The organism is Fibrobacter sp. UWH4 (assembly GCF_900142475.1).
Taxonomy (GTDB): domain Bacteria; phylum Fibrobacterota; class Fibrobacteria; order Fibrobacterales; family Fibrobacteraceae; genus Fibrobacter.
Genome location: NZ_FRAY01000002.1, coordinates 196,572 through 218,974, shown reverse-complemented (window position 1 = coordinate 218,974; position 22,403 = coordinate 196,572). Strand labels below are relative to the sequence as shown.

Annotated in this window: 23 protein-coding genes; 17 read left to right on the top strand and 6 right to left on the bottom strand. The window is 48.8% G+C overall.

From position 1 onward, the window contains the following. Positions 1–11: 11 nt before the first annotated feature. From epsC to BUA93_RS03675, 16 genes are all read left to right on the top strand, one after another. Positions 12–971 carry a serine O-acetyltransferase EpsC gene (gene epsC / locus BUA93_RS03750; protein WP_072977571.1) on the top strand — a complete coding sequence of 320 codons (960 nt, stop codon included), beginning with the start codon at positions 12–14 and terminating at the stop codon, positions 969–971. Positions 972–1,169: 198 nt separating this feature from the next. Then, positions 1,170–1,415 (top strand): sulfurtransferase TusA family protein, encoded by a 246-nt coding sequence (locus BUA93_RS03745; RefSeq protein ID WP_072977570.1) that lies wholly within the window; start codon positions 1,170–1,172, stop codon positions 1,413–1,415. A gap of 17 nt (positions 1,416–1,432) precedes the next feature. After that, positions 1,433–1,639, top strand: coding sequence for a sulfur carrier protein ThiS (thiS, locus tag BUA93_RS03740; RefSeq protein ID WP_072977568.1), 207 nt, complete (start codon positions 1,433–1,435; stop codon positions 1,637–1,639). Further along, on the top strand, positions 1,639–2,448 hold the full coding sequence (locus BUA93_RS03735; RefSeq protein ID WP_072977566.1) for a HesA/MoeB/ThiF family protein: 810 nt from the start codon (positions 1,639–1,641) through the stop codon (positions 2,446–2,448). The genes thiS and BUA93_RS03735 overlap by 1 nt, the downstream gene beginning before the upstream one ends. A 144-nt stretch (positions 2,449–2,592) precedes the next feature. Beyond that, positions 2,593–3,003, top strand: a complete 411-nt coding sequence (locus BUA93_RS03730; RefSeq protein ID WP_072977565.1) for a M67 family metallopeptidase — start codon at positions 2,593–2,595, stop codon at positions 3,001–3,003. Between the two features lie 249 nt (positions 3,004–3,252). Continuing rightward, positions 3,253–4,299 carry a sulfate ABC transporter substrate-binding protein gene (locus BUA93_RS03725; protein ID WP_072977563.1) on the top strand — a complete coding sequence of 349 codons (1,047 nt, stop codon included), beginning with the start codon at positions 3,253–3,255 and terminating at the stop codon, positions 4,297–4,299. Next, positions 4,300–5,133 carry a sulfate ABC transporter permease subunit CysT gene (cysT, locus tag BUA93_RS03720; RefSeq protein ID WP_072977562.1) on the top strand — a complete coding sequence of 278 codons (834 nt, stop codon included), beginning with the start codon at positions 4,300–4,302 and terminating at the stop codon, positions 5,131–5,133. Next, entirely contained in the window at positions 5,133–5,966 is an 834-nt protein-coding gene (gene cysW / locus BUA93_RS03715) for a sulfate ABC transporter permease subunit CysW (protein ID WP_072977560.1), read from the top strand. Before cysT ends, cysW begins: the two co-directional genes overlap by 1 nt. A gap of 8 nt (positions 5,967–5,974) precedes the next feature. After that, a complete protein-coding gene (locus BUA93_RS03710; protein WP_072977559.1) occupies positions 5,975–7,033 on the top strand; it encodes an ABC transporter ATP-binding protein in 1,059 nt (352 codons plus the stop codon). A 121-nt stretch (positions 7,034–7,154) separates the two neighbouring features. Next, complete coding sequence (locus BUA93_RS03705; protein ID WP_072977557.1) at positions 7,155–8,381, top strand: O-acetylhomoserine aminocarboxypropyltransferase/cysteine synthase family protein; 1,227 nt, start codon at positions 7,155–7,157, stop codon at positions 8,379–8,381. A 72-nt stretch (positions 8,382–8,453) separates the two neighbouring features. Next, the gene (locus tag BUA93_RS03700; RefSeq protein WP_072977556.1) at positions 8,454–9,317 is read left to right on the top strand and encodes a 4Fe-4S binding protein; all 864 of its coding nucleotides are present in this window, start codon (positions 8,454–8,456) and stop codon (positions 9,315–9,317) included. Beyond that, positions 9,314–11,062: an adenylyl-sulfate reductase subunit alpha gene (locus BUA93_RS03695; protein WP_072977554.1), complete on the top strand. Its 1,749-nt coding sequence runs from the start codon at positions 9,314–9,316 to the stop codon at positions 11,060–11,062. Before BUA93_RS03700 ends, BUA93_RS03695 begins: the two co-directional genes overlap by 4 nt. Further along, on the top strand, positions 11,046–11,360 hold the full coding sequence (locus tag BUA93_RS03690; protein ID WP_072977553.1) for a 4Fe-4S dicluster domain-containing protein: 315 nt from the start codon (positions 11,046–11,048) through the stop codon (positions 11,358–11,360). The genes BUA93_RS03695 and BUA93_RS03690 overlap by 17 nt, the downstream gene beginning before the upstream one ends. Before the next feature lie 58 nt (positions 11,361–11,418). Continuing rightward, positions 11,419–12,318: a sulfate adenylyltransferase subunit CysD gene (gene cysD / locus BUA93_RS03685; RefSeq protein ID WP_072977551.1), complete on the top strand. Its 900-nt coding sequence runs from the start codon at positions 11,419–11,421 to the stop codon at positions 12,316–12,318. Next, on the top strand, positions 12,318–14,003 hold the full coding sequence (locus BUA93_RS03680) for a sulfate adenylyltransferase subunit 1 (protein ID WP_072977550.1): 1,686 nt from the start codon (positions 12,318–12,320) through the stop codon (positions 14,001–14,003). The genes cysD and BUA93_RS03680 overlap by 1 nt, the downstream gene beginning before the upstream one ends. 224 nt (positions 14,004–14,227) lie before the next feature. Next, positions 14,228–15,307, top strand: coding sequence for a hypothetical protein (locus BUA93_RS03675; RefSeq protein WP_072977548.1), 1,080 nt, complete (start codon positions 14,228–14,230; stop codon positions 15,305–15,307). 184 nt (positions 15,308–15,491) lie between these two features. Here BUA93_RS03675 and BUA93_RS03670 read toward each other — a convergent pair whose 3' ends face one another. From BUA93_RS03670 to BUA93_RS16155, 6 genes are all read right to left on the bottom strand, one after another. Then, positions 15,492–16,295, bottom strand: coding sequence for an ABC transporter ATP-binding protein (locus BUA93_RS03670; protein ID WP_139257741.1), 804 nt, complete (start codon positions 16,293–16,295; stop codon positions 15,492–15,494). 6 nt (positions 16,296–16,301) lie between these two features. Further along, a complete protein-coding gene (locus BUA93_RS03665; protein ID WP_072977546.1) occupies positions 16,302–17,279 on the bottom strand; it encodes an ABC transporter permease in 978 nt (325 codons plus the stop codon). A gap of 90 nt (positions 17,280–17,369) precedes the next feature. Continuing rightward, positions 17,370–17,924, bottom strand: a complete 555-nt coding sequence (locus BUA93_RS03660) for a carboxymuconolactone decarboxylase family protein (protein WP_072977545.1) — start codon at positions 17,922–17,924, stop codon at positions 17,370–17,372. Positions 17,925–17,989: 65 nt separating this feature from the next. Beyond that, positions 17,990–19,150: an iron-containing alcohol dehydrogenase gene (locus BUA93_RS03655; protein ID WP_072977543.1), complete on the bottom strand. Its 1,161-nt coding sequence runs from the start codon at positions 19,148–19,150 to the stop codon at positions 17,990–17,992. A 160-nt stretch (positions 19,151–19,310) separates the two neighbouring features. After that, the gene (locus BUA93_RS03650; RefSeq protein ID WP_072978080.1) at positions 19,311–20,594 is read right to left on the bottom strand and encodes an O-acetylhomoserine aminocarboxypropyltransferase/cysteine synthase family protein; all 1,284 of its coding nucleotides are present in this window, start codon (positions 20,592–20,594) and stop codon (positions 19,311–19,313) included. 495 nt (positions 20,595–21,089) lie between these two features. Then, positions 21,090–21,245 (bottom strand): hypothetical protein, encoded by a 156-nt coding sequence (locus BUA93_RS16155; protein ID WP_175547361.1) that lies wholly within the window; start codon positions 21,243–21,245, stop codon positions 21,090–21,092. 128 nt (positions 21,246–21,373) lie between these two features. Between BUA93_RS16155 and BUA93_RS03645 the strand changes: the two genes are divergently transcribed. After that, positions 21,374–22,150 carry a PDZ domain-containing protein gene (locus tag BUA93_RS03645; RefSeq protein ID WP_072977542.1) on the top strand — a complete coding sequence of 259 codons (777 nt, stop codon included), beginning with the start codon at positions 21,374–21,376 and terminating at the stop codon, positions 22,148–22,150. Positions 22,151–22,403 lie beyond the last annotated feature (253 nt).

The following is a 22,403-nucleotide window of genomic DNA, read 5'->3' as shown; positions in this document are numbered from 1 at the left end:
CTAAATTCACAATGCACGAATTAATCCAAGAATCTGAAGTAGCAAAAGCCGTACAAACTATTTTCGACGATTACAACGGCAACAAGCATATCGATAACATCGACATCTACAATCGACCTGACCAGGCCGAAATTCAAACGATTTTGCAGAATTTAATCCGCGTGGTTTATCCCGGGCATTTCAGGGACCGCACACACAAAATTTACAACCCGAAAAACAGCTTTGCAGTCATTATCGAAGATACTTTCTATCACCTTCACAAGCAGGTGGCGATCGCTTTGGATTATTGCAAACTGCGTGGCACGATGACATCGGAAGAACGCAAGATTGAAAGCTACCGTATTTGCAAGGAATTCTTCGCGAAGATTCCGCAGGTCCGCGAATTTCTGGAAACCGATTTGCACGCTGCTTACGACGGTGACCCCGCCGCCGGCTGCCTTGACGAAATCATTCTCGCCTACCCCGGCCTCATGGCAACAACGATTTACCGCATCGCCCATGAACTTTACCTTTTACATGTGCCTGTACTTCCACGTCTTATGACCGAATATGCACATTCCAAAACGGGCATTGATATTCACCCTGGTGCGACTATTGGCAAGTATTTCTTTATTGACCACGGCACGGGCATTGTGATTGGCGAAACCGCCGTTATCGGAAAAAATGTGAAAATTTATCAGGGAGTAACCTTGGGCGCACTTTCGACAAGAGGTGGCCAAAAACTTTCCGGCAAAAAACGTCACCCCACCATTCAAGATAATGTCACTATTTACGCAGGTGCTTCTATTCTCGGTGGCGAAACCGTCATCGGCGAAAACGCTGTCATCGGTGGCAACGCATTCATCACGAGTTCCGTTGCCGCAAATACCCGCGTAAGCATGAAGAATCTTGAAATGGATTACGTGTCTACCGATAAAAAACATAAAACGGAAGAACTCAAACAAAGCGATGTCTGGTACTACATTATTTAGTCGAGAGGACGATCGCAAGGTTGCTACAGACGAAAGATTAATGTGCTCGGAATTGATTTAATGTCATCAAAAACCATAGGATTGCACTTGCTATAGAAAAAACTGATAATTCTGCATAAAAAGATAGTATTGGACAGGGGCAAAAAGCCGTTCTATATTTGCGCTTGAATTAAACAACAATGTACGGAGAAACAAAAAATGGCAGAATTTAAGATTGACGATACGATCGATATTACCGATGTCGTGTGCCCGACCACTTTCGTGAAGGCGAAGGTCGCTCTGGAAGAACTTGACGAAGGCCAAATTCTTTCTATCCGCTTGAACGATGGTGAACCGGTGCAAAATGTGCCGCGCAGCATCAAGGAAGAAGGCCATGAAATTCTCAAACTCGACGACAATCAAGATGGAACTTACACACTTATCGTGAAAAAGGTCGGTGAATAACTTTTAAGGAGTATAAAATGATTATTACTGTTGCAGGAAACAAGAAAGAATACAAGGATGGTCTCACCGTAGCAGAGCTGATTGAAGCCGAGAAGATTGATAACCCGCTTTACGTGACCGTTTCGGTGAACGAGGCGTTTGTCGAGGGCGGAACTTTTGACAAGGCCGTTCTCAAGGACGGTGACAGCGTCGAGTTCCTCTACTTCATGGGAGGCGGCTGCTAATGGCTTTTACTAACGAACAACTGGAGCGCTATTCGCGCCACATCATCTTGAAAGAGGTGGGCGCGAAGGGCCAGAAGAAGCTCCTGAACGCAAAAGTTCTCGTGATTGGTGCTGGTGGCCTCGGTGCCCCTGTAGCCATGTACCTTGCTGCAGCAGGCGTGGGCACCATCGGCATTGCCGATGCCGACGTGGTCGACCTTTCCAATCTGCAGCGCCAGATTATCCATGCCACGCAGGATGTGGGCAAGCCCAAGGTGCAGTCCGCGAAAGAGACGATGGAAGCGATGAATCCCGACGTGAAGGTGATTACGTACCATACCTTTGTGACGAGCGAAAACATTCTTGACCTCATCAAGGATTACGATTTCATCATCGACGGCACGGATAATTTCCCGGCGAAGTTCCTCATTAACGACGCCTGCGTGATGGCGAAGAAACCTTTCTCCCATGCGGGAATCATCCGCTTCCAGGGGCAGCTTATGACGTGTGTTCCGGGCCAGGGCCCTTGCTACCGCTGCGTGTTCAAGGAGCCGCCTCCGAAAGATGCTGTGCCGACATGCAAGCAGGCGGGCGTGATTGGCGCGATGGGCGGCGTTATCGGTAGTCTGCAGGCGATGGAAGCCGTCAAGTACATTCTCGGTGTAGGTAACCTGCTCACGGGCTACTTGCTCACTTACAATGCGCTCACGATGGAATTCCGCAAGGTGAAGCTCCCGACGCATACCGAAGACTGCGCCGTGTGCGGCACGCACCCGACCATCACCCAGCTCATCGACTACGAACAGGCGGTTTGCGATTTGAAGCATTAGAAAGTGGTTAGTATGCAGTGGTTAGTAAACAGTGGTTAGGCCGTAAACAGGAACGCTGATATCAAGATGTCCTTTTTTGCATATCCTAGCCACCAACCACTAATCACTAACCACTTGCTGCGACTTCATGTCTAGAGGTTTTCAATGATTACAATTTCAAAAGACAACTACGAAAAAATCCTGGCGCATGCGGAAAAGAATTTGCCGGAAGAAGCCTGCGGGCTGATTGCGGGCGAAGAGACCGCCGAAGGAAAGGTGATTCGCGAAGTGTACCTACTCACGAATATTGACCATTCCAACGAACATTTTTCGCTTGATCCCAAGGAACACTTGGCCGCCATCAAGGATATTCGCACCAAGGGCTTGAAACCGCTGGGCAACTGGCATTCGCATCCGGAATCGCCGTCGCGTCCGTCGCAAGAAGATAAACGGCTGGCCTACGATTCATCGGCAAGCTACCTGATCCTTTCGCTGCAAGACCGCGAAAATCCAGTGTTGAATTCCTTCCATATCGAAGGCGACAACGCCATCAACGAAGGTCTTGTGATAGTATAGGTATTGTAAAGCCATAAGTAAAGCCATAAAAACCGAATGCCTTCAGTGCTTATGTGCTCTGGAGGCATTTTTTTCATCATAGCGCCCTAAAGGAAAATTAGTCTATCCCGTTTTCTTATAACAAAAACCTATAAATCCGCATAAGAATTAAGTATTGGACAATAGCGAAATCGGGTTCTATATTTCGGCGCACAAAAAACAACAAATAAAAAACAACAAACAACAAACATAAACAAGTGAGGTATAAGAATGAATCAGAATTTTGTCAAGTCCGCCGTTGCGGCAACCCTCCTGATTGCAGGAACTATTGGCTTTAGCGCATGTTCTTCTTCTGACGAACAGAAGAGCGAATCTTCTGCCAAGGTCGAAAAGCAGACTCTCACCAACGTGTCTTACGATCCGACCCGTGAACTCTACGCCAACTACAACGAAGTTTTCGCAAAGCACTGGAAAGAAAAGACTGGCAAGGAAGTAGAAATCACGCAGTCCCATGGCGGTTCCGGCAAGCAGGCCCTTGAAGTGGCCAACGGTCTTGAAGCCGACGTGGTGACGCTCGCCCTTGAATATGACGTGAACGCCGTGCGTGACGCAGGCCTTATTGAAGACGGCTGGGTCAAGGAATTCCCGCTGAATAGCGCCCCTTATACCTCGACCATCGTGTTCTTGGTGCGCAAGGGTAACCCGAAGAACCTTAAGGACTGGGGCGATCTCGTGAAGGATGGCATCGGAGTTATCACGCCGAACCCGAAAACTTCTGGCGGCGCACGTTGGAATTATCTTGCTGCTTGGGCATGGGCCGAAAAGCAATATAATGGTGACGAAGCCAAGGTTAAGGAATTTGTGAAGAAACTCTACAAGAATGTCCTTGTGCTTGCTTCCGGCGCTCGTGGCTCTACGACGACTTTCATCGAAAATGGTCAGGGCGATGTTTTGCTCGCCTGGGAAAACGAAGCCTTCCTTTCGCTCAAGGATTATCCTAACGATTACGAAATCGTAATTCCTAGTGTGAGTATCTTGGCTGAACCCTCTGTCGCAATCGTGGACAAGGTGGTTGACAAGCGCGGCACCCGCGAACTTGCCACCGAATACCTGAACTTCCTCTACAGCGATGAAGGCCAGCACATTGCAGCCAAGAACCACTATCGTCCTTCCAACAAGGCCATTCTTGACCAGTACAAGGAATTCGACCAGAACGTGAACCTGATTGACATCAGCTACTTCGGTGGCTGGGACAAGGCTCAGAGCACGCATTTCTCGAACGGTGGCATCTTTGACCAGATTTACGAAAAGAAGTAAATGAAAAGAACGAATAGAAGTGTCATACCAGGTTTCGGCCTGACTACGGGCATCACGCTTGCCATCTTGAGCATCGTGGTGCTTATTCCGCTTGCGTCGCTAGTGGTGTTCACGGCCCACATGAGCCTTGACGAAATTGTCGCGACAATTACGCGCGATAGAGTGTTGTCTAGTTTTCGTGTGAGCTTTGTGACGGCGTTTGTAGCGTCGTTGATTAATGTGGTGATGGGCGTTGTGCTGGCGTGGGTGCTGGTAAAGTATAGTTTCCCGTTCAAACGGTTGATTGATGGCATGATTGAGCTCCCGTTTGCCTTGCCGACGGCGGTGGCGGGTATAGCGCTTACGACGCTTACGGCGGATACTGGGCTTGTGGGCGGCTTCTTTGCAAAGTTTGGCGTAAAGATTGCTTTCACGCAGGCTGGCATTACGGTGGCATTAGTGTTTATTGGCATTCCATTTGTAGTTCGTGCGGTGCAGCCAGTGCTTGAAAAACTGGATCCCGCTTACGAAGAAGCCGCAGGCGTGCTAGGGGCGTCTCGTAGCCGAATCTTCTGGAAAATTGTTTTCCCGGAGATTGTTCCCGCCGCTTTAACAGGATTCGGACTTGCCTTCGGGCGTTGCCTAGGCGAATACGGCAGCGTGGTTTTTATCGCGGGCAACAAGCCGTTCGAAACAGAAATCGTGCCACTCATCATTATGTCGGAATTACAGGAATACGATTACGCCAGTGCGACAACCATTGCGCTCGTGATGCTTGTAGCTTCGTTCGTAACGTTATTCCTGGTGAACTTGATTCAAACTAGAAATACGCGAATTTTGAAGGGAGGCGCTTGATGTATAAAGAAACTAAATCTTCAAAAGCGGTCAAATGGTTTTTAATTGGGATTAGCGTGCTCTTTGTAGTGCTTATGCTTTTGCTCCCGTTGATTACGGTGATTACCGAGGCCTTTAAGCAGGGCTTTGCCGTGTACCAGAAGGCGGTAACGGACAACTACACAGTCAAGGCGATTTGGCTTACGCTAGAAGCGACTGCGCTTGCCGTTGTTATCAATACGGTCTTCGGGCTGAGTGCAGCATGGTCGCTGACCAAGTTCCACTTCAGGGGCAAAAAAATTCTCACGACCTTGATTGACTTGCCAGTGACGGTTTCGCCGATTATCGCAGGCCTGATTTTCTTGCTCACATTCGGTCGTCAAAGCCCGATTTTTCCGCTGTTGCAGGATTGGAATGTTAAGATTGTTTTTGCGGTGCCGGGGATTGTGCTTGCTACGATTTTCGTGACATTTCCGTTCATTTCTCGCGAGTTGATTCCGGTTCTGGAAGCCCGTGGAAACGACGAAGAAGAGGCTGCTGCACTAATGGGAGCGAAAGGATTTACCATTTTCAGGAAAATTACTTTCCCGCATATCAAGTGGGCTTTTTTGTACGGCGTGGTGCTTTGCGCGGCGCGTGCTATGGGCGAATTCGGTGCGGTATCGGTGATTTCGGGGCATTTGCGCGGTAAGACGAATACGCTTCCGCTTCATGTGGAAATTTTGTTCAACGAATTCCAGTATGTGCCCGCATTTGCGGTAGCGTCAATTCTGGTACTACTCGCAATATTTATTCTGATCGCAAGAAGTTTGATCGAATATAACGGAAAAAAGAAAAATAAGGTTGAACCGTAGGAGAGTATATGTACGTAGAATTAAAAAATATCAACAAACACTTTGGAAATTTCAAGGCGTCTGACGACGTATCCTTCGGTATCGAAAAGGGTAAACTGATTGGTCTGCTGGGCCCGAGTGGTTCTGGCAAAACGACGATTCTTCGTATGATTGCAGGACTGGAAACACCTGACAACGGCGATATCATTATTGACAGCAAAGTAATCAATAATGTGCCTGCCAGTAAGCGCGGCATCGGATTCGTGTTCCAGAGTTACGCCTTGTTCCGTTACATGACGGTTTTTGAAAACATCGCCTTTGGACTCCGAGTGCTCAAAAAATCCGATAGTGAAATCAAGGACCGTGTCGCGGAACTTGTCAAGCTAATTGGCCTAGATGGACTTGAAAATCGCTATCCGAGCCAACTTTCGGGTGGACAGCGCCAACGTGTTGCATTTGCACGCGCTCTCGCCCCGAATCCGCAGTTACTTTTGCTCGATGAACCTTTTGCCGCAATTGATGCCAAGGTGCGTCAGGAACTCCGCCATTGGCTTAAGGAGATGATCGCAAAACTCGGCGTCACAAGCATCTTTGTGACTCACGACCAAGACGAGGCCATCGAAGTGGCTGACGAAATCATCATCATGAACAAGGGCCGTATCGATCAAATAGGTAAGCCTCTGGATGTTTACAGCGCTCCCAAAACTGCATTTGTCGCGTCTTTCTTTGGACAACCCAGCATTTTCAAGGATTACAGCAAGTTCCGCCGATTTGAGGCTATCGAGGGTGCGGAGCAGGCGATTGTGCGCCCCGAATTTGTGAAAGTCACCAAGAAAACCGAAGTGCAAAAATTCAAGAATTCCGCCGAAGAAGGCGTCGTGACCGATGTCGCCTTCCGTGGTAGCGGTATAGAATTGTCGGTACTGGTGAACGGCGTAACTCTTACGGCGCGGCGCGGCTTTGACGAACCGAGTGTTTCTGTAGGCGAAAAAGTGGATGTGTTCATTTATCGCATTTTTGTCACCGCAGGAGATAACGCTTATTTGCTCGAAAACAAGTCGTTGCGTGAACCCGTCGTAGTGATTTAATCGTTGCGGATCGAAAATTTATAGAAAAAACTATAAAAGGCGATACTTATTAAGTATTGGACGCAGGTAAAAACGCGTTCTATATTTGGCTACGTAATAAAAATAGTACGGGGCATGCAGAATGAATTTTAACACGACTTTATTGCACAAGAATTTTGACAGTGACCGATGTAGCGGATCCACCCTTACACCTATTTATCAGGTAAGCGCATTCGCTTATGATTCTGCAGAAAAACTCGAAGCTGTTTTCAACAACAAAGCTCCGGGTTTTGCATATACACGCATCGGGAACCCTACAACCGATTCTTTTGAACGCCGTATCGCATCCCTTGAAAAAGGGATCGGTGCGGTGGCGTGTTCGTCGGGCATGGCTGCAGTGACGATTTCGCTCTTGAATATTTTGCAATCTGGCGACGAAGTCATTGCAAGTGCTGGTCTTTTTGGCGGCACCATCGACTTGTTCCATGATTTGGAAGCCTTCGGAATCAAGACGCGTTTTGTTACCGAAGTCACCGCCGAAACGGTGAGTACTCAACTGAACGAAAAGACCAAAGCTGTTTTCACCGAACTCATCGGAAATCCGAAACTGAACGTTGTCGATTTGCAGAGCGTTGCGGATGTGGCGCACCAAAATGGCGTGCCGTTTATTGTCGACAGTACCACGGCAACTCCGTACCTTATTCATCCCTCTGATTTTGGTGCAGATATCGTTGTACATTCGTCTTCCAAGTATATCAACGGTAATGGGAGTGCCATTAGCGGCATTATTGTTGATAGCGGCAAGTTCAACTGGGATTATTCCCGTTTTAAAGGCCTTGAAGAATACAAGCGCTTTAGCAAGTTCGCCTACCTCGCCAAACTCCGCAACGGCATTTGGCGTAACGTGGGCTGCTGCGTGGCTCCGAACACTTCTTTCTTGAATGCGCTTGGACTCGAAACGCTCGGTCTGCGCATGGAACGCCTTTGTAGCAACGCCTTGCGACTGGCTGAATTTTTGCAAGGCTTTGAAGGTATTTCTGTCAACTATCCTGCTCTAAAAAGCAGCCCCTATTATAGCTTGGTGCAAAGTCAGCTCGGAGGCAAGGGCGGAGCCATCCTTACGATTGACGCGGGCAGCAAGGAAAGAGCGTTCAAGTTGATTAACAATTTGAAATACGCCACCATCGCAACGAACATTGGCGACTTGCGCACGCTGGTGATTCACCCAGATAGCTCCATCTTTACGCACGGTTCCAAGGAACAGAAGGAAAACGCCGGTGTATTCGAAGGCACTGTCCGCGTAAGCGTCGGAATAGAAGATATCGAAGATCTCAAAGAAGACTTTGAACAGGCTGTCAAAAGCATTTGAATGGAGGTGCCCGCCCTAGTTGGTGTGTTTCGCCGAACTATGCGGGTGTAACAAAAAACGGAGACACAAAATATGGCAACAGATTATGCAACTCTTAAAAAGGGCGGTTGGATGCGCCAAAAGCAGAAGAATAACTTCTCGCTGCGCGTGCGCGTCGTGGGCGGAAACCTCACGGCAACGCAATTGGCAAAGATCGCCGAAGTCGCCGAAAAATACGGCGAAGGCTACGCTCATTTGACTTCCAGGCAGAGCGTCGAAATACCATTTATCAAATTGGAGAATGTAGACGACGTGAAGGCTGCCCTTGCCGAAGGTGGCGTGGAACCTGGCGTTTGCGGCCCTCGCGTGCGTACTATCACGGCATGTCAGGGCGAAGCCGTTTGCCCGAGCGGATGCATTGACACTTATGCCATCGCCAAGGAACTGGACGATCGTTACTTTGCCCGAGAACTCCCGCACAAGTTTAAATTTGGTGTGACCGGTTGTCAGAACAACTGCCTCAAGGCCGAAGAAAATGATGTCGGTATCAAGGGCGGTATCAAGGTCAATTGGATCGAAGATAAGTGCATTGGTTGTGGACTCTGTGCCAAAAGTTGCCGCAAGGGTGCTATCAAATTTGAAAATAAGAAAGTGATTTTCGATGACTCGCAGTGCAATTTCTGCGGGCGTTGCTACAAGGCATGCCCCACCGACGCTTGGGAACATACCCACGGCTACATCGTTTCTTTCGGCGGCCTTTTCGGCAACAACATCAATAAGGGCGAAACGATTATCCCCTTTATTGACGATAAGCAAAAGCTGCTTGATGTCTGCGATGCTGCGATTCAGTTCTTTGCCGAAAATGCAAAACCCAGCGAACGATTCAAGTACACCATTGACCGCATTGGCCACGAAGTCTTTGCGCAAAAAATCAAAGACGCTTATAACGGCAAATGAAAATAGAACGGCTTAAAACAGACTTGTTGATTATTGGTGGCGGTACGGCGGGCTGCTATGCCGCCATCACTGCCGCACAAAACGCATCTCAGGAAGCGGTGGGTCTCAAGATCCTTATCGTTGAAAAGGCAAATATCAAGCGCAGCGGTTGTTTGGCCGCAGGCGTGAACGCCTTGAACGCTTACATTACCGAAGGCCGTACGCCCAAGGATTACGTGGAATATGCGAAGAAGGACGCCGACGGAATCGTTCGCGAAGACTTGCTGTACACAATCTCCGAAAAATTCAACGAAGTCACGGCACGCTTGGAAAAGTTGGGCCTTGTCATCCTGAAAGACAAAAACGGCAAATATGTGACACGCGGAAATCGTAACATCAAGATCAACGGCGAAAACATCAAGCCGATTTTGGCCGCGGCAGTTGCAAAGGCGCGGAACATTCAAGTGCTGAACCACGTGAACATTTTTGATTTTTCCGTTCACAATAATAAGATAGACGGAGCATTCGGTTTCGGGATTGAGAACGATACTTTCTACGCCATCGAGGCGCGCGCGGTGATTATCGCAACAGGCGGTGCCGCTGGGCTTTACCGCCCGAACAACCCTGGATTTTCTCGGCACAAGATGTGGTATCCACCGTTCAATACGGGCGCAGGCTATGCCATGGGAATCCGCCACGGCGCCGAAATGACGACATTTGAAATGCGTTTTATCGCCCTTCGTTGCAAAGATACGATAGCGCCTACAGGTACGCTCGCGCAAGGCGTTGGTGCCAAGCAGGTGAACGCGCTCGGCGATGTTTATGAAACCAAGTATGGAATTTCTACATCGGAACGCGTTTACGGCACTGTGGTCGAGAATCTGGAAGGTCGAGGACCTTGCTATTTGCGCACCGTCGGGATTACGCCCGCTCAAGAAGAATCACTTTTGAAGGCGTACCTGAATATGGCACCGTCGCAAACGATCCGTTGGCTTGAAAATGAAACGCCGTCAAAAGCGAACGTAGAAATCGAAGGCACGGAGCCTTATATCGTTGGAGGGCATACCGCAAGCGGTTACTGGGTCGATACCAAGCGTGCCACCACCATTCAAGGCCTTTACGCCGCAGGCGATGTGGCCGGAGGTGCACCGCAAAAGTACGTGACGGGGGCCCTTGCCGAAGGCGAGATTGCAGCGAAAAGCGCGGTGGAATATATAGAGAGCTTGTCGGCCCTTCGGCAAACTCAGGGACCTGACGTGCAATTTAAGGTTGCTGAGCCTGCCGAAGCAACCATTAAGGAAGAAGAGATTGCTGATCACGTTGCAGAAATCGAGAAATTTCTTTCGAACGAAAAAGGTCCGCAGACCACTGAGAATCTCGAAGAAGCGATGCAGGCCGTCATGGATTCCTATGCAGGTGGCATCAAGACCAGCTACCGCTACAGCGAAAACCAGCTGAACCAGGCGAAAAAAGAAATCGAGGTAATTGAAAAACTGACAGACAACTTGAGTGCCGCCGACTTGCAAGATGTCATGTACATCTACGAACTCAAGGAACGCCTGACGGTCTGCAAGAGCGTGATTGCGCACCTAGCCGCCCGCCGCGAAACCCGCTGGCACAGTTTCGCCGAGAACCTCGACTATCCCGAAAAAGACGACGTCAACTTCCGCAAGTACGTGAATTCTCGCCTCGAAAACGGCGAAATCAAAATCATCTTGCGCGAACTCACCGCAGAAGGGCAAAAGAACTATGAGCATCAGCATTGATCAAAGTAAATGCATCGGCTGCGGAAAATGTCACGATGTTTGTCCCGGCACGTTAATCAAGATAAACGAAAATAAAAAGGCGTTTATCAAGTATCCCAAAGATTGCTGGGGTTGCACCTCGTGCATCAAGGAATGCCCGGTTCACGCCATCAGCTTCTTCCTAGGCGAAGACATTGGCGGCAAGGGCAGCAAGGTGCATACCGAAAAAGTAAACGGTCTCGTTCGATGGATCGTTGAGTTCCCCAATGGGAGCGTTAAGACTATCGACATCGACCCCAAGGAATCAAATAAATATTAGGAATTTCACTTCAAGATGTCATTCCGGACTTGCTCCGGAATCTCATAGGAGATTTAATTTGAGCGAATATTCTCACCTCGACGAGCTGGAAGCCGAAGCCATCTACATCATCCGCGAAGTCGCTGCCGAATGCGAAAAGCCGGTGATGCTTTATTCTATCGGCAAGGACAGTTCCGTCATGTTGCATTTGGCCTTGAAGGCCTTTTACCCCGAAAAGCCGCCTTTCCCGTTCTTGCATGTGAACACCACGTGGAAATTCAAGGAAATGATCAAGTTTCGCGACGAAATTGCCAAGAAACTCGGTATCGAAATGCTGGAATACATCAATCAGGATGGCGTCAAGCAGGGCATTAATCCGTTTGACCACGGTGCCGCCTACACCGACATTATGAAAACACAGGCGTTGAAGCAGGCGCTCAACAAGTACGGCTTCACTGCGGCATTTGGCGGTGGCCGCCGCGATGAAGAAAAATCCCGTGCGAAGGAAAGAATTTTCTCTTTCCGCAATTCCGCACACGCGTGGGATCCGAAAAATCAGCGCCCCGAAATGTGGAAACTTTACAACACCAAGATCAACAAGGGCGAAAGCATCCGCGTGTTCCCGATTTCAAACTGGACCGAAAAGGACATCTGGCAGTACATCAAGCGCGAAAAGATTGACATTGTCCCGCTGTACTTTGCGGCACTGCGCCCGGTCGTGGTGCGCGACGGCAATATCATCATGGTGGACGACGAACGTTTCCCGTTGCGCGAAGGCGAAACGCCCGAAATCAAGTCGGTGCGTTTCCGCACGCTCGGTTGCTACCCGCTTACGGGCGGCATTGAATCGACCGCCACGACGCTTGACGAAATCATCGATGAAACCCTGAGCGCTGTATCTTCGGAACGCACTTCCCGCGTGATCGACAACGAAGCCGCAGGCAGCATGGAACGCCGCAAGAGGGAGGGATATTTCTAATGAAAGGTTTGTTGAAGTTTATTACGTGCGGCTCGGTGGACGATGGAAAGTCGACGCTCATCGGGCATATCCTTTACGATTCCAAGTTGCTTTACGCCGACCAGGAAAAGGCTCTGGAGCTTGACAGTAAAGTCGGTAGCCGCAGCGGAAAAATTGACTATTCCCTTTTGCTGGACGGCCTGATGGCCGAACGCGAGCAGGGCATTACCATCGATGTCGCGTACCGTTACTTTACAACGGACAACCGCAGCTTTATCGTGGCAGATACGCCGGGGCACGAGGAATACACCCGCAACATGGCGGTGGGAGCCTCGTTTGCGGACCTTTCGGTGATTCTTGTGGATGCATCGCAGGGTGTTTTGGTACAGACCCGTCGTCATGCCCGCATTTGCAAGCTCATGGGCATCCGCTATTTTGTCTTTGCCGTGAACAAGATGGATCTTGTGGGCTACAGTCAGGAACGTTTCAAAGAAATTTTGAAGCAAGTCAACGAACTGGCCGCCGAACTTTCGCTCCACAGCGTTTACGTGATTCCGCTTTCGGCTACCGAAGGCGATAACGTGACGGTGAAATCCAAGAACATCGCTTGGTATCAGGGCAAGGCACTGCTCGATTATCTCGAAACGATTGATATAGATGATGCGCAGACTGAAACGGGCTTTTATCTGCCCGTGCAGCGTGTGTGCCGTCCGGACCGCACTTTCCGTGGGTTCCAGGGGCAAATTGAAGCGGGCGCAATCCGCGTGGGTGATACGGTTACAAGCCTCCCGAGTAATGAAAAAGCTACTGTCAAGGGAATCCTGCGTGGCGACAGGAATGTGGAAGAGGCTCGCTTCGGCGACCCCGTCACGATTTCGCTTGACCGCGAAGTGGACGTTTCCAGAGGTTGTGTACTTGCCAAGGACACTGACATCGGCAGCTACAAGAAAATCAAGGCGTCGCTCCTGTGGATGGACGATGAACCGCTTTCGCTCGGCAAGGATTATCTTGTGAAACTTGGAACGAAGACGATTCCCGGAATCATAAATAAAATTGATTATTCCGTCGATATTAATAGCGGAAAGCATATCAATTCCGATGTCCTTGAAAAGAATGGCATCGCCGTTGTAGAAATTGTATTTACCGAAGCCATTGTCGTGGACCTTTTCGAAAAGCACAAGACCTTGGGCGAACTGATTCTGATTGACCGCGTGACCCATGCGACATCGGCTTGTGGCGTCGTGGAAGGTCTTTTCGAAAGGCAGGTTGCTGCTGGTGAAAAGGCTGAATTCGTGCAGGGGAAACGCCACGGTCGCGGAGAAATCTTCGAGGAATTCTTCTACGATACGGTAACACTTTCTGTGGTGAAACAACAGCCTGTAAAGCAGCACTACACCGTAGGCGACGAAATTCCGACGGTGGGGGAGAGCTACCGCTATCCCGATGATTTTGACATCATAATCTTGCGTGACAGCACCGCTGTCAAGGTGCGCGGCAAGCGTATCGCCGAAATTACGGAAGCGGCCAAATATCTTTACGACGGATTCCCCGTCATCAACGGACGCGGCTTTGAAATCAAGGTACATTCCGACGAAGATGTGTCGCGTCTGCTTCACGAATATGCCGAAGCGGGCGAAGCTGGCCGCGAAAAGTTCTTCAAAAAATGGACCGTTTTTGACACTTATAGAAAAGTCGTGATAAAGTAATGTTCCTTGTCGTCATCCTGAGCGGCAAGGTCTGTGTGCTCGTCAAACCACGCCGCGAAGGATCTCGTTCCTAATAAAAATCCCGCCATTGTGCGGGATTTTTTATAACAAAAAATGATAACTCCGCATAAAATTAAAGTATTGGACAAAGTAAAAAATGCCTTCTATATTTGTGCGCACAAAAAAAGAACAAATAAAATCAACCATAACCAAGGAGTTTAAGAATGAATCAGAATTTTGCAAAGCTCGCCACCGCTGCGGCCATTACTACATCCCTTTTCGTTTCTAACATCTTTGCCCAGGAAACATCCAAGGCAGAAGATCCCGCCTTCAAACTCACCGGAAACGTGCAGGCCCAGGCTATCAAGGCTGTTTACGATAATGACGCGGACAATACGCTTGATAATTCCTTCTTGCGCGCAAATGTCGGCGGAAAGTATGCATCCGATAACTTTGAAGCTGTAATCAACTTGCGCATCTTCAGCCCTGTTTTTGGGAACAAGAATGTCACTGATGTCACTACCGACGAAAAAGGCAAAGTTAAGGTGACGAAGACCGCACAGGACAAAATCAGTGCCGATACTTATTACGCAAAGTATATATGGAACCTTGCATTCGGCAATTTCAGTGCTCAATTTGGACGTTTCCGTACCGACTGGTCCGTGGCTGGCAATTTTGGTACCTACGTCGATCCGCACCTTTCGAAGCGCGGCTTCCTTGCTCGCGATTACCAGCATGATGCTATCGCCGTTGGTTTCGATAAGGGTATTTCCAGCTTCAGCCTGTTGCTCGGTACCTACGACAATAAGTTCGATACAGGCTATCTCCGCGCCGAAGAAACCCTCAAGTTGGGCGATGCGAAGATCAGCGCCGCTTACCGCGGTAATGTACTTGATCCTGTTCAGCATACAGCTGAAGTCACGCACCGCTTTGCAGGACGTGCTAGCTATTACTTCCTCAAGAATCTGGGTGTTTACGGCGAAGTTGCCTACATTTATACCGGTGATGACGAAAATCTCTCCGTTGATAACGCTATCAAGCCCGAATACGCTCAGGGTACTGAATATGTCCCGTTCTTCGTAGGTATCGAAATTCCGACTGCTGGGTTCCTGAACAGCTTTTATGCCGAACTTGAATACATTTCCAATCGAGATGAATTGCAGGCTGATGCCGATGAAATTGCATGGACCGTCAGTCTTATTAAAAAGATTGGTAAGCGCAGCAAGATTCAGCTGAGCGCCTACAGCGAAAAAGAAGTCTCTGATGTCGCTATCGCGGCACGCTTCACTGCCACCGTCCAGTAAGATACTCCAGAAAGTTTCTTTTGTTGCACACTCCAACGCCCTCGACGTAATCCTCCAAACGTCGGGGGCGTTTTTCGTATCCGTCATGTAAACAGGCAAATTAAAAAGGTTACTGCATTTTGCAGTAACCTTCGTCTAAAAAATGGCGCAAATAATGGTATGCGATGTTTTTATTCCACTCTTTTTATATAACGTATTCCGGTGCCGTATTGGAACGTGCAAGATTAAAGCGTTCCAAAATATTGCGACGCTTTTCCAGGAACTGCGCCGAGCCTCTTTCACGCGGGAAGCTGTCGCGAATTTCAAGCACCTCGCTAATGCGCCCCGGACGCGGCGTCATAATCACGATACGGTCAGACAGATAAAGCGCTTCGTCAATATCGTGGGTCACCAGAATCATCGTGGTATTGCGTTCCTTGCGAAGTTCCAAAAGCAAGTTCTGAATGTCGGCACGCGTAAAAGAATCCAGCGCACCCATAGGTTCGTCAAGCAACAAGATTTCAGGCTCGTTAATCAACGCACGCGCAATCGCCACACGCTGCGCCATACCGCCACTAATCTGGTGCGGGAAATTCTTTTCGAATCCGCCAAGACCGATTTTCTCGATAAATTCGTGAACCTTGTCCTTGTTCTGCTTATAAACGCCACGAATCTTGAGGCCCATCGCGATGTTGTCTTCTACCGTGAGCCACGGGAAAAGGCAACCCTGCTGGAACACGTAACCGCGCTTGGAATCTGGTCCATGCACCGGCTCGCCATCAAGAATAATTTTGCCTTCTTGAACCGGGTCAAGCCCTGCAATCAAGCGCAAAAGTGTCGTCTTGCCGCAACCCGATGCTCCTAAAATCGAAATGAATTCGCCCTCAAAAACAGAAAGATTGATATCCTTCAAAATCTGCCGCGGCTCGCCTGTACGTTCATCGATAAAGGAACGGTTTACTTCGCGAATCTTCAAGATTTTTTCTTTATCTAAAATATCCGTCATCATCGCCTCCTATCGCACAACGCCTTTCTGCCAGCGAAGCACATAACGCTGTACCGCGCCAACCACCTTCAAAATCGCGGAGAACAACACTGCCATCACGACAATCGCCGCGAACACTTTGTAATAAGCGCTCCAAACCTTCGAAGTGTTAATGTAGTAGCCAAGACCGCCCGGCTGCCCCATCATTTCGGCCATCACGAGCGTAGTAAAGCCGAATGCCGCCGCCGTCATAATGCCCGTAAAAATCTGCGGCATTGCATGGGGAATCGCAATATGGAAAATCTGGTACAGCTGCCCCGCGCCAAAAGTGCGCGAAAGTTCAAACAACGACTTCGGCGTACCCTGCACCCCGTCGGCCGTCATAGTCGCCACCGGGAACCAGGAGCAAATCGCAATCAAGAAAGTCGCCGCCGCAAACGAAGTCGGAAAAAGCGTCAGCGCAAAAGGCATCCATGCCACCGCTGGAATCACGCCGCAAATGTTGAGCACCGGCAAAATCCAGTAACGAGCCCTCGGATACCAACCGATCAGTACCCCCGTCAACACGCCTGTCACTACACCCACCGAAAATCCGGCTACAAAAAGACGCAACGAGTAAAGCGTATTCTGCCAGATGAACTTGGTGTCGCCAATAAAGGCGTCCATGATAATCGCGGGCCCCGGAAAGAACGGCTGCGGCAAAAACAGCAGCTTAGTTCCGAGAATATCCCATGCGGCAAGCGCAAGCCCCACCGCAAAACGGAACCTCGATCCTGCATAAAACTTCGCGACTTTATTAGCACTTGCCTTGCGGACAAACAGTACGATCGCGTAAATGGCATAATAGGCGATAATGGCGAGCAAAACCAAGCGGTAAGCCAAATTGTCGTCAACCGTAAAACTGCCAAAAGCATATTCCCTGATTCGCACATTCTCGGCCACCTGCGGGAAAAGCAAATTCACCAAGAAAGCGATCAGGAATCCAGAAATAGTCAGTACAATGTTCATTCAATCTCCGTGAAAAAAGTTCAAAAAAGGCGCCCCTGAAAATGGACTTCGAATATTTCCAGGAGCGCCAGGTTGTACGGAGAGTACAAATTACTTGATATTTTCTCTCCAAGTAGCGGGCTTGAACAGTTCCTTCAAAGGCAGAAGACGCTTGTCAACGTCAACACCCAAGACAGAATTGAAGTTGTTCGTCGCCTGCATCTGAGCGCCAAAGCCCACGATAATGATAATCTGTTCGTCGGTATAGAACTTGCGCAGTCCTTCGAAAAGTTCGTCGGGAACCTTTGTCGGATCCTTCACGATCTGCTGGCCCAGTTGCTGCAAAAGCTTTTCGTTTTCCGAAGTTTCGAAGTTGTTCGGATCAAGCCCCAGAGCCTTCAAATCGCTAATGAAGAACAGCGAGCAGAGAAGGCAGCCGTTAGTCGTAGAAACCGAGTGTGCAAAAATCGTTGCCGCACGCAGGCCAACCGCCTTTTCGAGGCTTTCCCAAGCGTCGTACCAGCCCATGAAAGCCTTGTAGATGCCGTAATCCTGGAGCATCACCAACTTCATGTTGGTCACCTTGCCTGCAGCTTCCAGCTTTTCGTAAGCAGCCTTTGCTTCGCCAGTCAATTCGTTCGGTTGTTTTAAATGTACTCTTGCCATTGTTTATACTCTCCTTGTGGTGCATTCGCACCGTTTTTGTTATTGTTTTTTGTTGAAGTTTTTTATTACAACGCGATTTTCAAGATATCCTTGATTGCTGCGGCATCCAGCGGAACATAGTGCCCGACCTTGCCGTTACGCGTTGCGCGTGCAGCCATAGCGTCAAAGTCCTTGTTGTCAATCTTGAGTTCTGCCAGGCTCGTTGCGAGGTGCAGCTTCTTGAAGAATGCAGCCAGTTTTTCTGACAAAATATAAGCGCGTTCCGTTTCGCTGTAGTTGAACGAATCTACTCCGAAAACCCTGCTTGCCAAAAGCGCAAGCCTCCAGGGCTTTTTCTCGGCCATGTACTTGCTCCAAGCGACGGTGACAACGGCCATGCCTTCGCCGTGAGTGATGTTGTACTGCGCCGAAAGCTCATGCTCGATTCGGTGCGATCCCCAGTCCGCGCGACGCCCTGCATCCAAAAATCCGCCGTGGGCAACGCTCGCGAGCCACTGGATTTCACCACGGGCATTGACATCCTTCTGATCTTTCAAGAGTTTGTCCGCATTCACGAGCAATGCACGAATTGCGCCTTCAATCAGGTAGTCCGTTGTGTCGGAATTTTTCTCGTCAGAGAAATAGCGTTCCAGCAAGTGCGAAAGTACGTCCGCGATTCCCACGAAAGTCTGGTATGCCGGCAGGCCCACCGTGTATTTCGGGTTCATGATGGCAAATTTCGGAATGATCCGGTCATCTTCAAAGCCGAGTTTCCATTCACCGCTCGAAAGAATTGCCGCGTTCGAAGTCTCGGAACCGCTCGAAGCCGTCGTTGCGATCACGCCAATCGGCAAAACCTGCTTGGGCGAGATGCCTTTTTCAAAGAAGTCCCACACATCGCCGTCATACGGAATGCCAAGCGCCACCGCTTTTGCCGTATCAATGGAGCTTCCGCCACCGACCGCGAGCACAAAGTCCACCTGGTTTTCCTTGCCCTGCTTCACGAGTTCGCGCACCAGGTCAATGGTCGGGTTCGGTACCACATTCCCGTTTTCGGAAAAACGAATCCCGAGTTCCTTGACAGCGTCCTTGATCACGTCATAAATGCCGAGCGTCTTGATAAAATCGCCGCTGTAAACAAGCTGAAGCGACTTCACGTCGTACGCAGCCAAAAGCGATTTTAACTTCTGTTCACTATGTTCGCCAAATACAATTTTCGCAGGATTATAATATTCGAAGTCTATCATGATGTACTCTCCTTGTAAACATCAATAAAAATAATCCCCGCCGCCAGCTGGAACCGTGGGCAAAGAATCCAGTACCAAACTCTCGAGCAGGACTAGAATCATCCTTACCTACGGCCCGCCTGCATGACGAACGAGGGATGTTGTTCACGCAATGGAACTTTTAGATAGCGGCGAAGCCGTTTTCCAAGTCAGCGATAATGTCTTCGTAATGTTCCGTACCGATAGACACGCGGATCGTTGCCGGGGTAATTTCGGCGGCAGCCAGTTCTTCCGGAGAAAGTTCGGCGTGCGTGGTGGTGTACGGGTGAATCACGAGGCTCTTCACGTCGGCGACGTTTGCAAGCAGGCTGAAAATTTTCAGGTTGTCAATGAACTTGAAAGCTTCTTCCTGACCACCCTTGATGTCGAAGGTGAAGATAGAACCGCCGCCATTCGGGAAGTACTTCTGATAAAGCTTGTGGTCCGGATGGTTCGGGAGGCTCGGGTGGCTCACGCGGGTAACCTTCGGATGCTTGGTGAGGAATTCGATAACCTTCTTGGTATTTTCCACATGGCGATCCAGGCGGAGAGAAAGCGTTTCGACACCCTGCAACAGGAGGAATGCGTTGAACGGAGAAATTGCAGCACCTTCGTCGCGGAGGAGAATCGTGCGAACGTAGATCACGTAAGCAGCGGCGCCCGTCGCGGTGAAAGGAATACCGTAGCTCGGGTTCACTTCGGTGAAGTGCGGGAACTTGCCGGATGCAGCCCAATCGAACTTGCCGCCGTCCACGATGATACCGCCGAGAGTCGTGCCGTGGCCACCGATAAACTTGGTAGCGGAATGCACCACAATGTCAGCGCCGTGTTCAAGCGGACGGATAAGATAAGGCGTACCGAAGGTGTTGTCGATCACCAGAGGAATCTTGTTCTTGTGGGCGATTTCGGAAATGGCTTCGATATCCGGGATGTCGGAATGCGGGTTGCCGAGCGTTTCGATAAAGATGAGCTTCGTGTTGCTCTTGACAGCTGCTTCGACACTCTTGAGGTCGTGGGTGTCAACGAAAGTCGTTTCGATACCGAAGTCGCGGAGCGTGTGCTGCAGCAGGTTGAAGGTACCGCCGTAAACCGTACGCTGTGCAACCACGTGGTCACCCTTGCGGGCGAGAGCCGTAATGGCGTAGGTAATGGCAGCTGCACCGGAAGCGACGGCGAGAGCGGCAACACCACCTTCGAGGGCAGCGATACGTTCTTCGAGCACACCCTGCGTAGAGTTGTTGATACGGCCATAGACGTTACCGGCGTCCTTCAGGGCGAAACGGTCAGCGGCATGCTGAGCGCTATGGAACACGTAGGAAGTGGTCTGGTAGATGGGAACTGCGCGAGAATCGGTTGTGGGATCTGCATGTTCCTGGCCAACGTGAACCTGGAGAGTTTCAAAATGGAGCTTATTCTGTGTCGTCATGGTAAAAATTCCTTTTAGGTTACAGCAAGCAACGGGGTTCTTCATTGACCCTTGCTCGCTAAAGTTTGATTTTGGAGATATCCTTAGGCTTGTTTTTCTAACCTGCAAAGTCCTAAGGACAAAAGACTTTCGGCTAGTTCGTTTTCAGAATGCCTCTCGGCATTCGACAGTCACTACTCATAGGCGCTCCTTCGAATGCTTAGGAATCGCAAAACATTTTGTTATTCCTATCAATCTTGTGTGAAATAAAATAGAATTTGAAATTGGCCCTGTCAAGGCATAAATACATACTATTTAACTATACTTGGTAATAGATTTAAGTTATAACTGTAAACGGAAAAAACGGGCGTTTCCCGCGCCACTGCGCGGGCCGGGCTATATTTTAGCGGCAACCGTCTTCGCTCCGCTCGCCGCTTACCTGCTAAAACGGCGCCACAGCGCCGCCAAGGGTCACTATCCCTAACGCAAAAATCAGATTGGCAACGATCAGGAGGACTACTTTGCGCTCTGTTCTTTTCTAGAACGATATGCCGCAATCTCTGCTTCTACTTCAGTTTCGCTTATTCCAGCAGCAGCGCTGCATTGAACTTGCCTGCGCAATTCCGCAAAGGCCTTCCAGCCCAGATTATCTTCGAAGTTTTCTTCTGTCATGTCCTCAATCTATACAAAAACGACTTCTAAAGCAATAGAACCTTCTGTTCAACTACAGATAAACCTTCGTGATAATTCCTAATAGAAAAATACCTATATTTGAACATGTTAACCATTCGGAGAATAATATGAAGAAAATGCTTATAATGAGTCTCGTTGCCATTTTCTTCGTAGGTTGTGCATCCGGTTTCAAATCTTTTTATAATCCGTGGTTCAACGAAAATTATTTCCCGCAAGAAGCATACTTGAAAGAGGGTGAAGAACCTGTTTTGATGAAAACTTCAGACCTGGACGCGAAGTACAGAGAAGTCACTTCTCGATGGTATTGGTGTATTGGGAACTCTGGTTTCAACGGCCCGAATTACAGCGAAAATGCTGTTTACCGTAGTATCGCCAATTTTAGTAAAGAAGTCAAGGCTAAAGTTGTCATTTGGTCAAAATCATACACAGATACGCGAAACGGAGTTTTTTCTTCTCCCCAAACTCACTACCATTCTTATATTGATGCATATGGGATGGGTCATACCTACACAACCACATCTTATTCAACATATTCATACTCTATAGATAGATATGACTATTCCGCATATTTTTTTATTCCGATTCCTGAAAAATATAGAATGCAGTATGCCCCTGGTTTTACTGTAGCGAATTTATCTCAAAAAGATCGTGATACGTATAAACAAAATGTTGGTTGTAAAATAATCACTGTATTTGAAAATTCCGTTGCTTATTATGCTAATGTTTTTCATGGCGATATTATTACCAAAATCAATGGAAGAAAAATATACACTACTGCAGATTTTGTTGACATAAGGAATGCGTCGAATATAGGTGATACTTGGAAGATGACCATAATCAGAAATGGCAAACCGTACAAAATTTCGCTGCGATTCGGTTTGTAATCAAACTCTTTTGGTGACAAAAAAATTTATATTGTGTATGAATTGGTCGAAAAACCTGATTCAGCCTAATTAGACGGATTGACAGCCTCGCCATTTTGTATAGAATTTCCTGTGACGTAGCAAATAAAATGTCGTAGCATTTTTCCCAATACCCGCATTTTGAATCTTTTTTCAACGAAATTTGGAATATTCGAAAAATGTCCGAATTTCATTGAAATTTTGGGAAATCCAACTCGCAGTTCGTCCCCTTGAC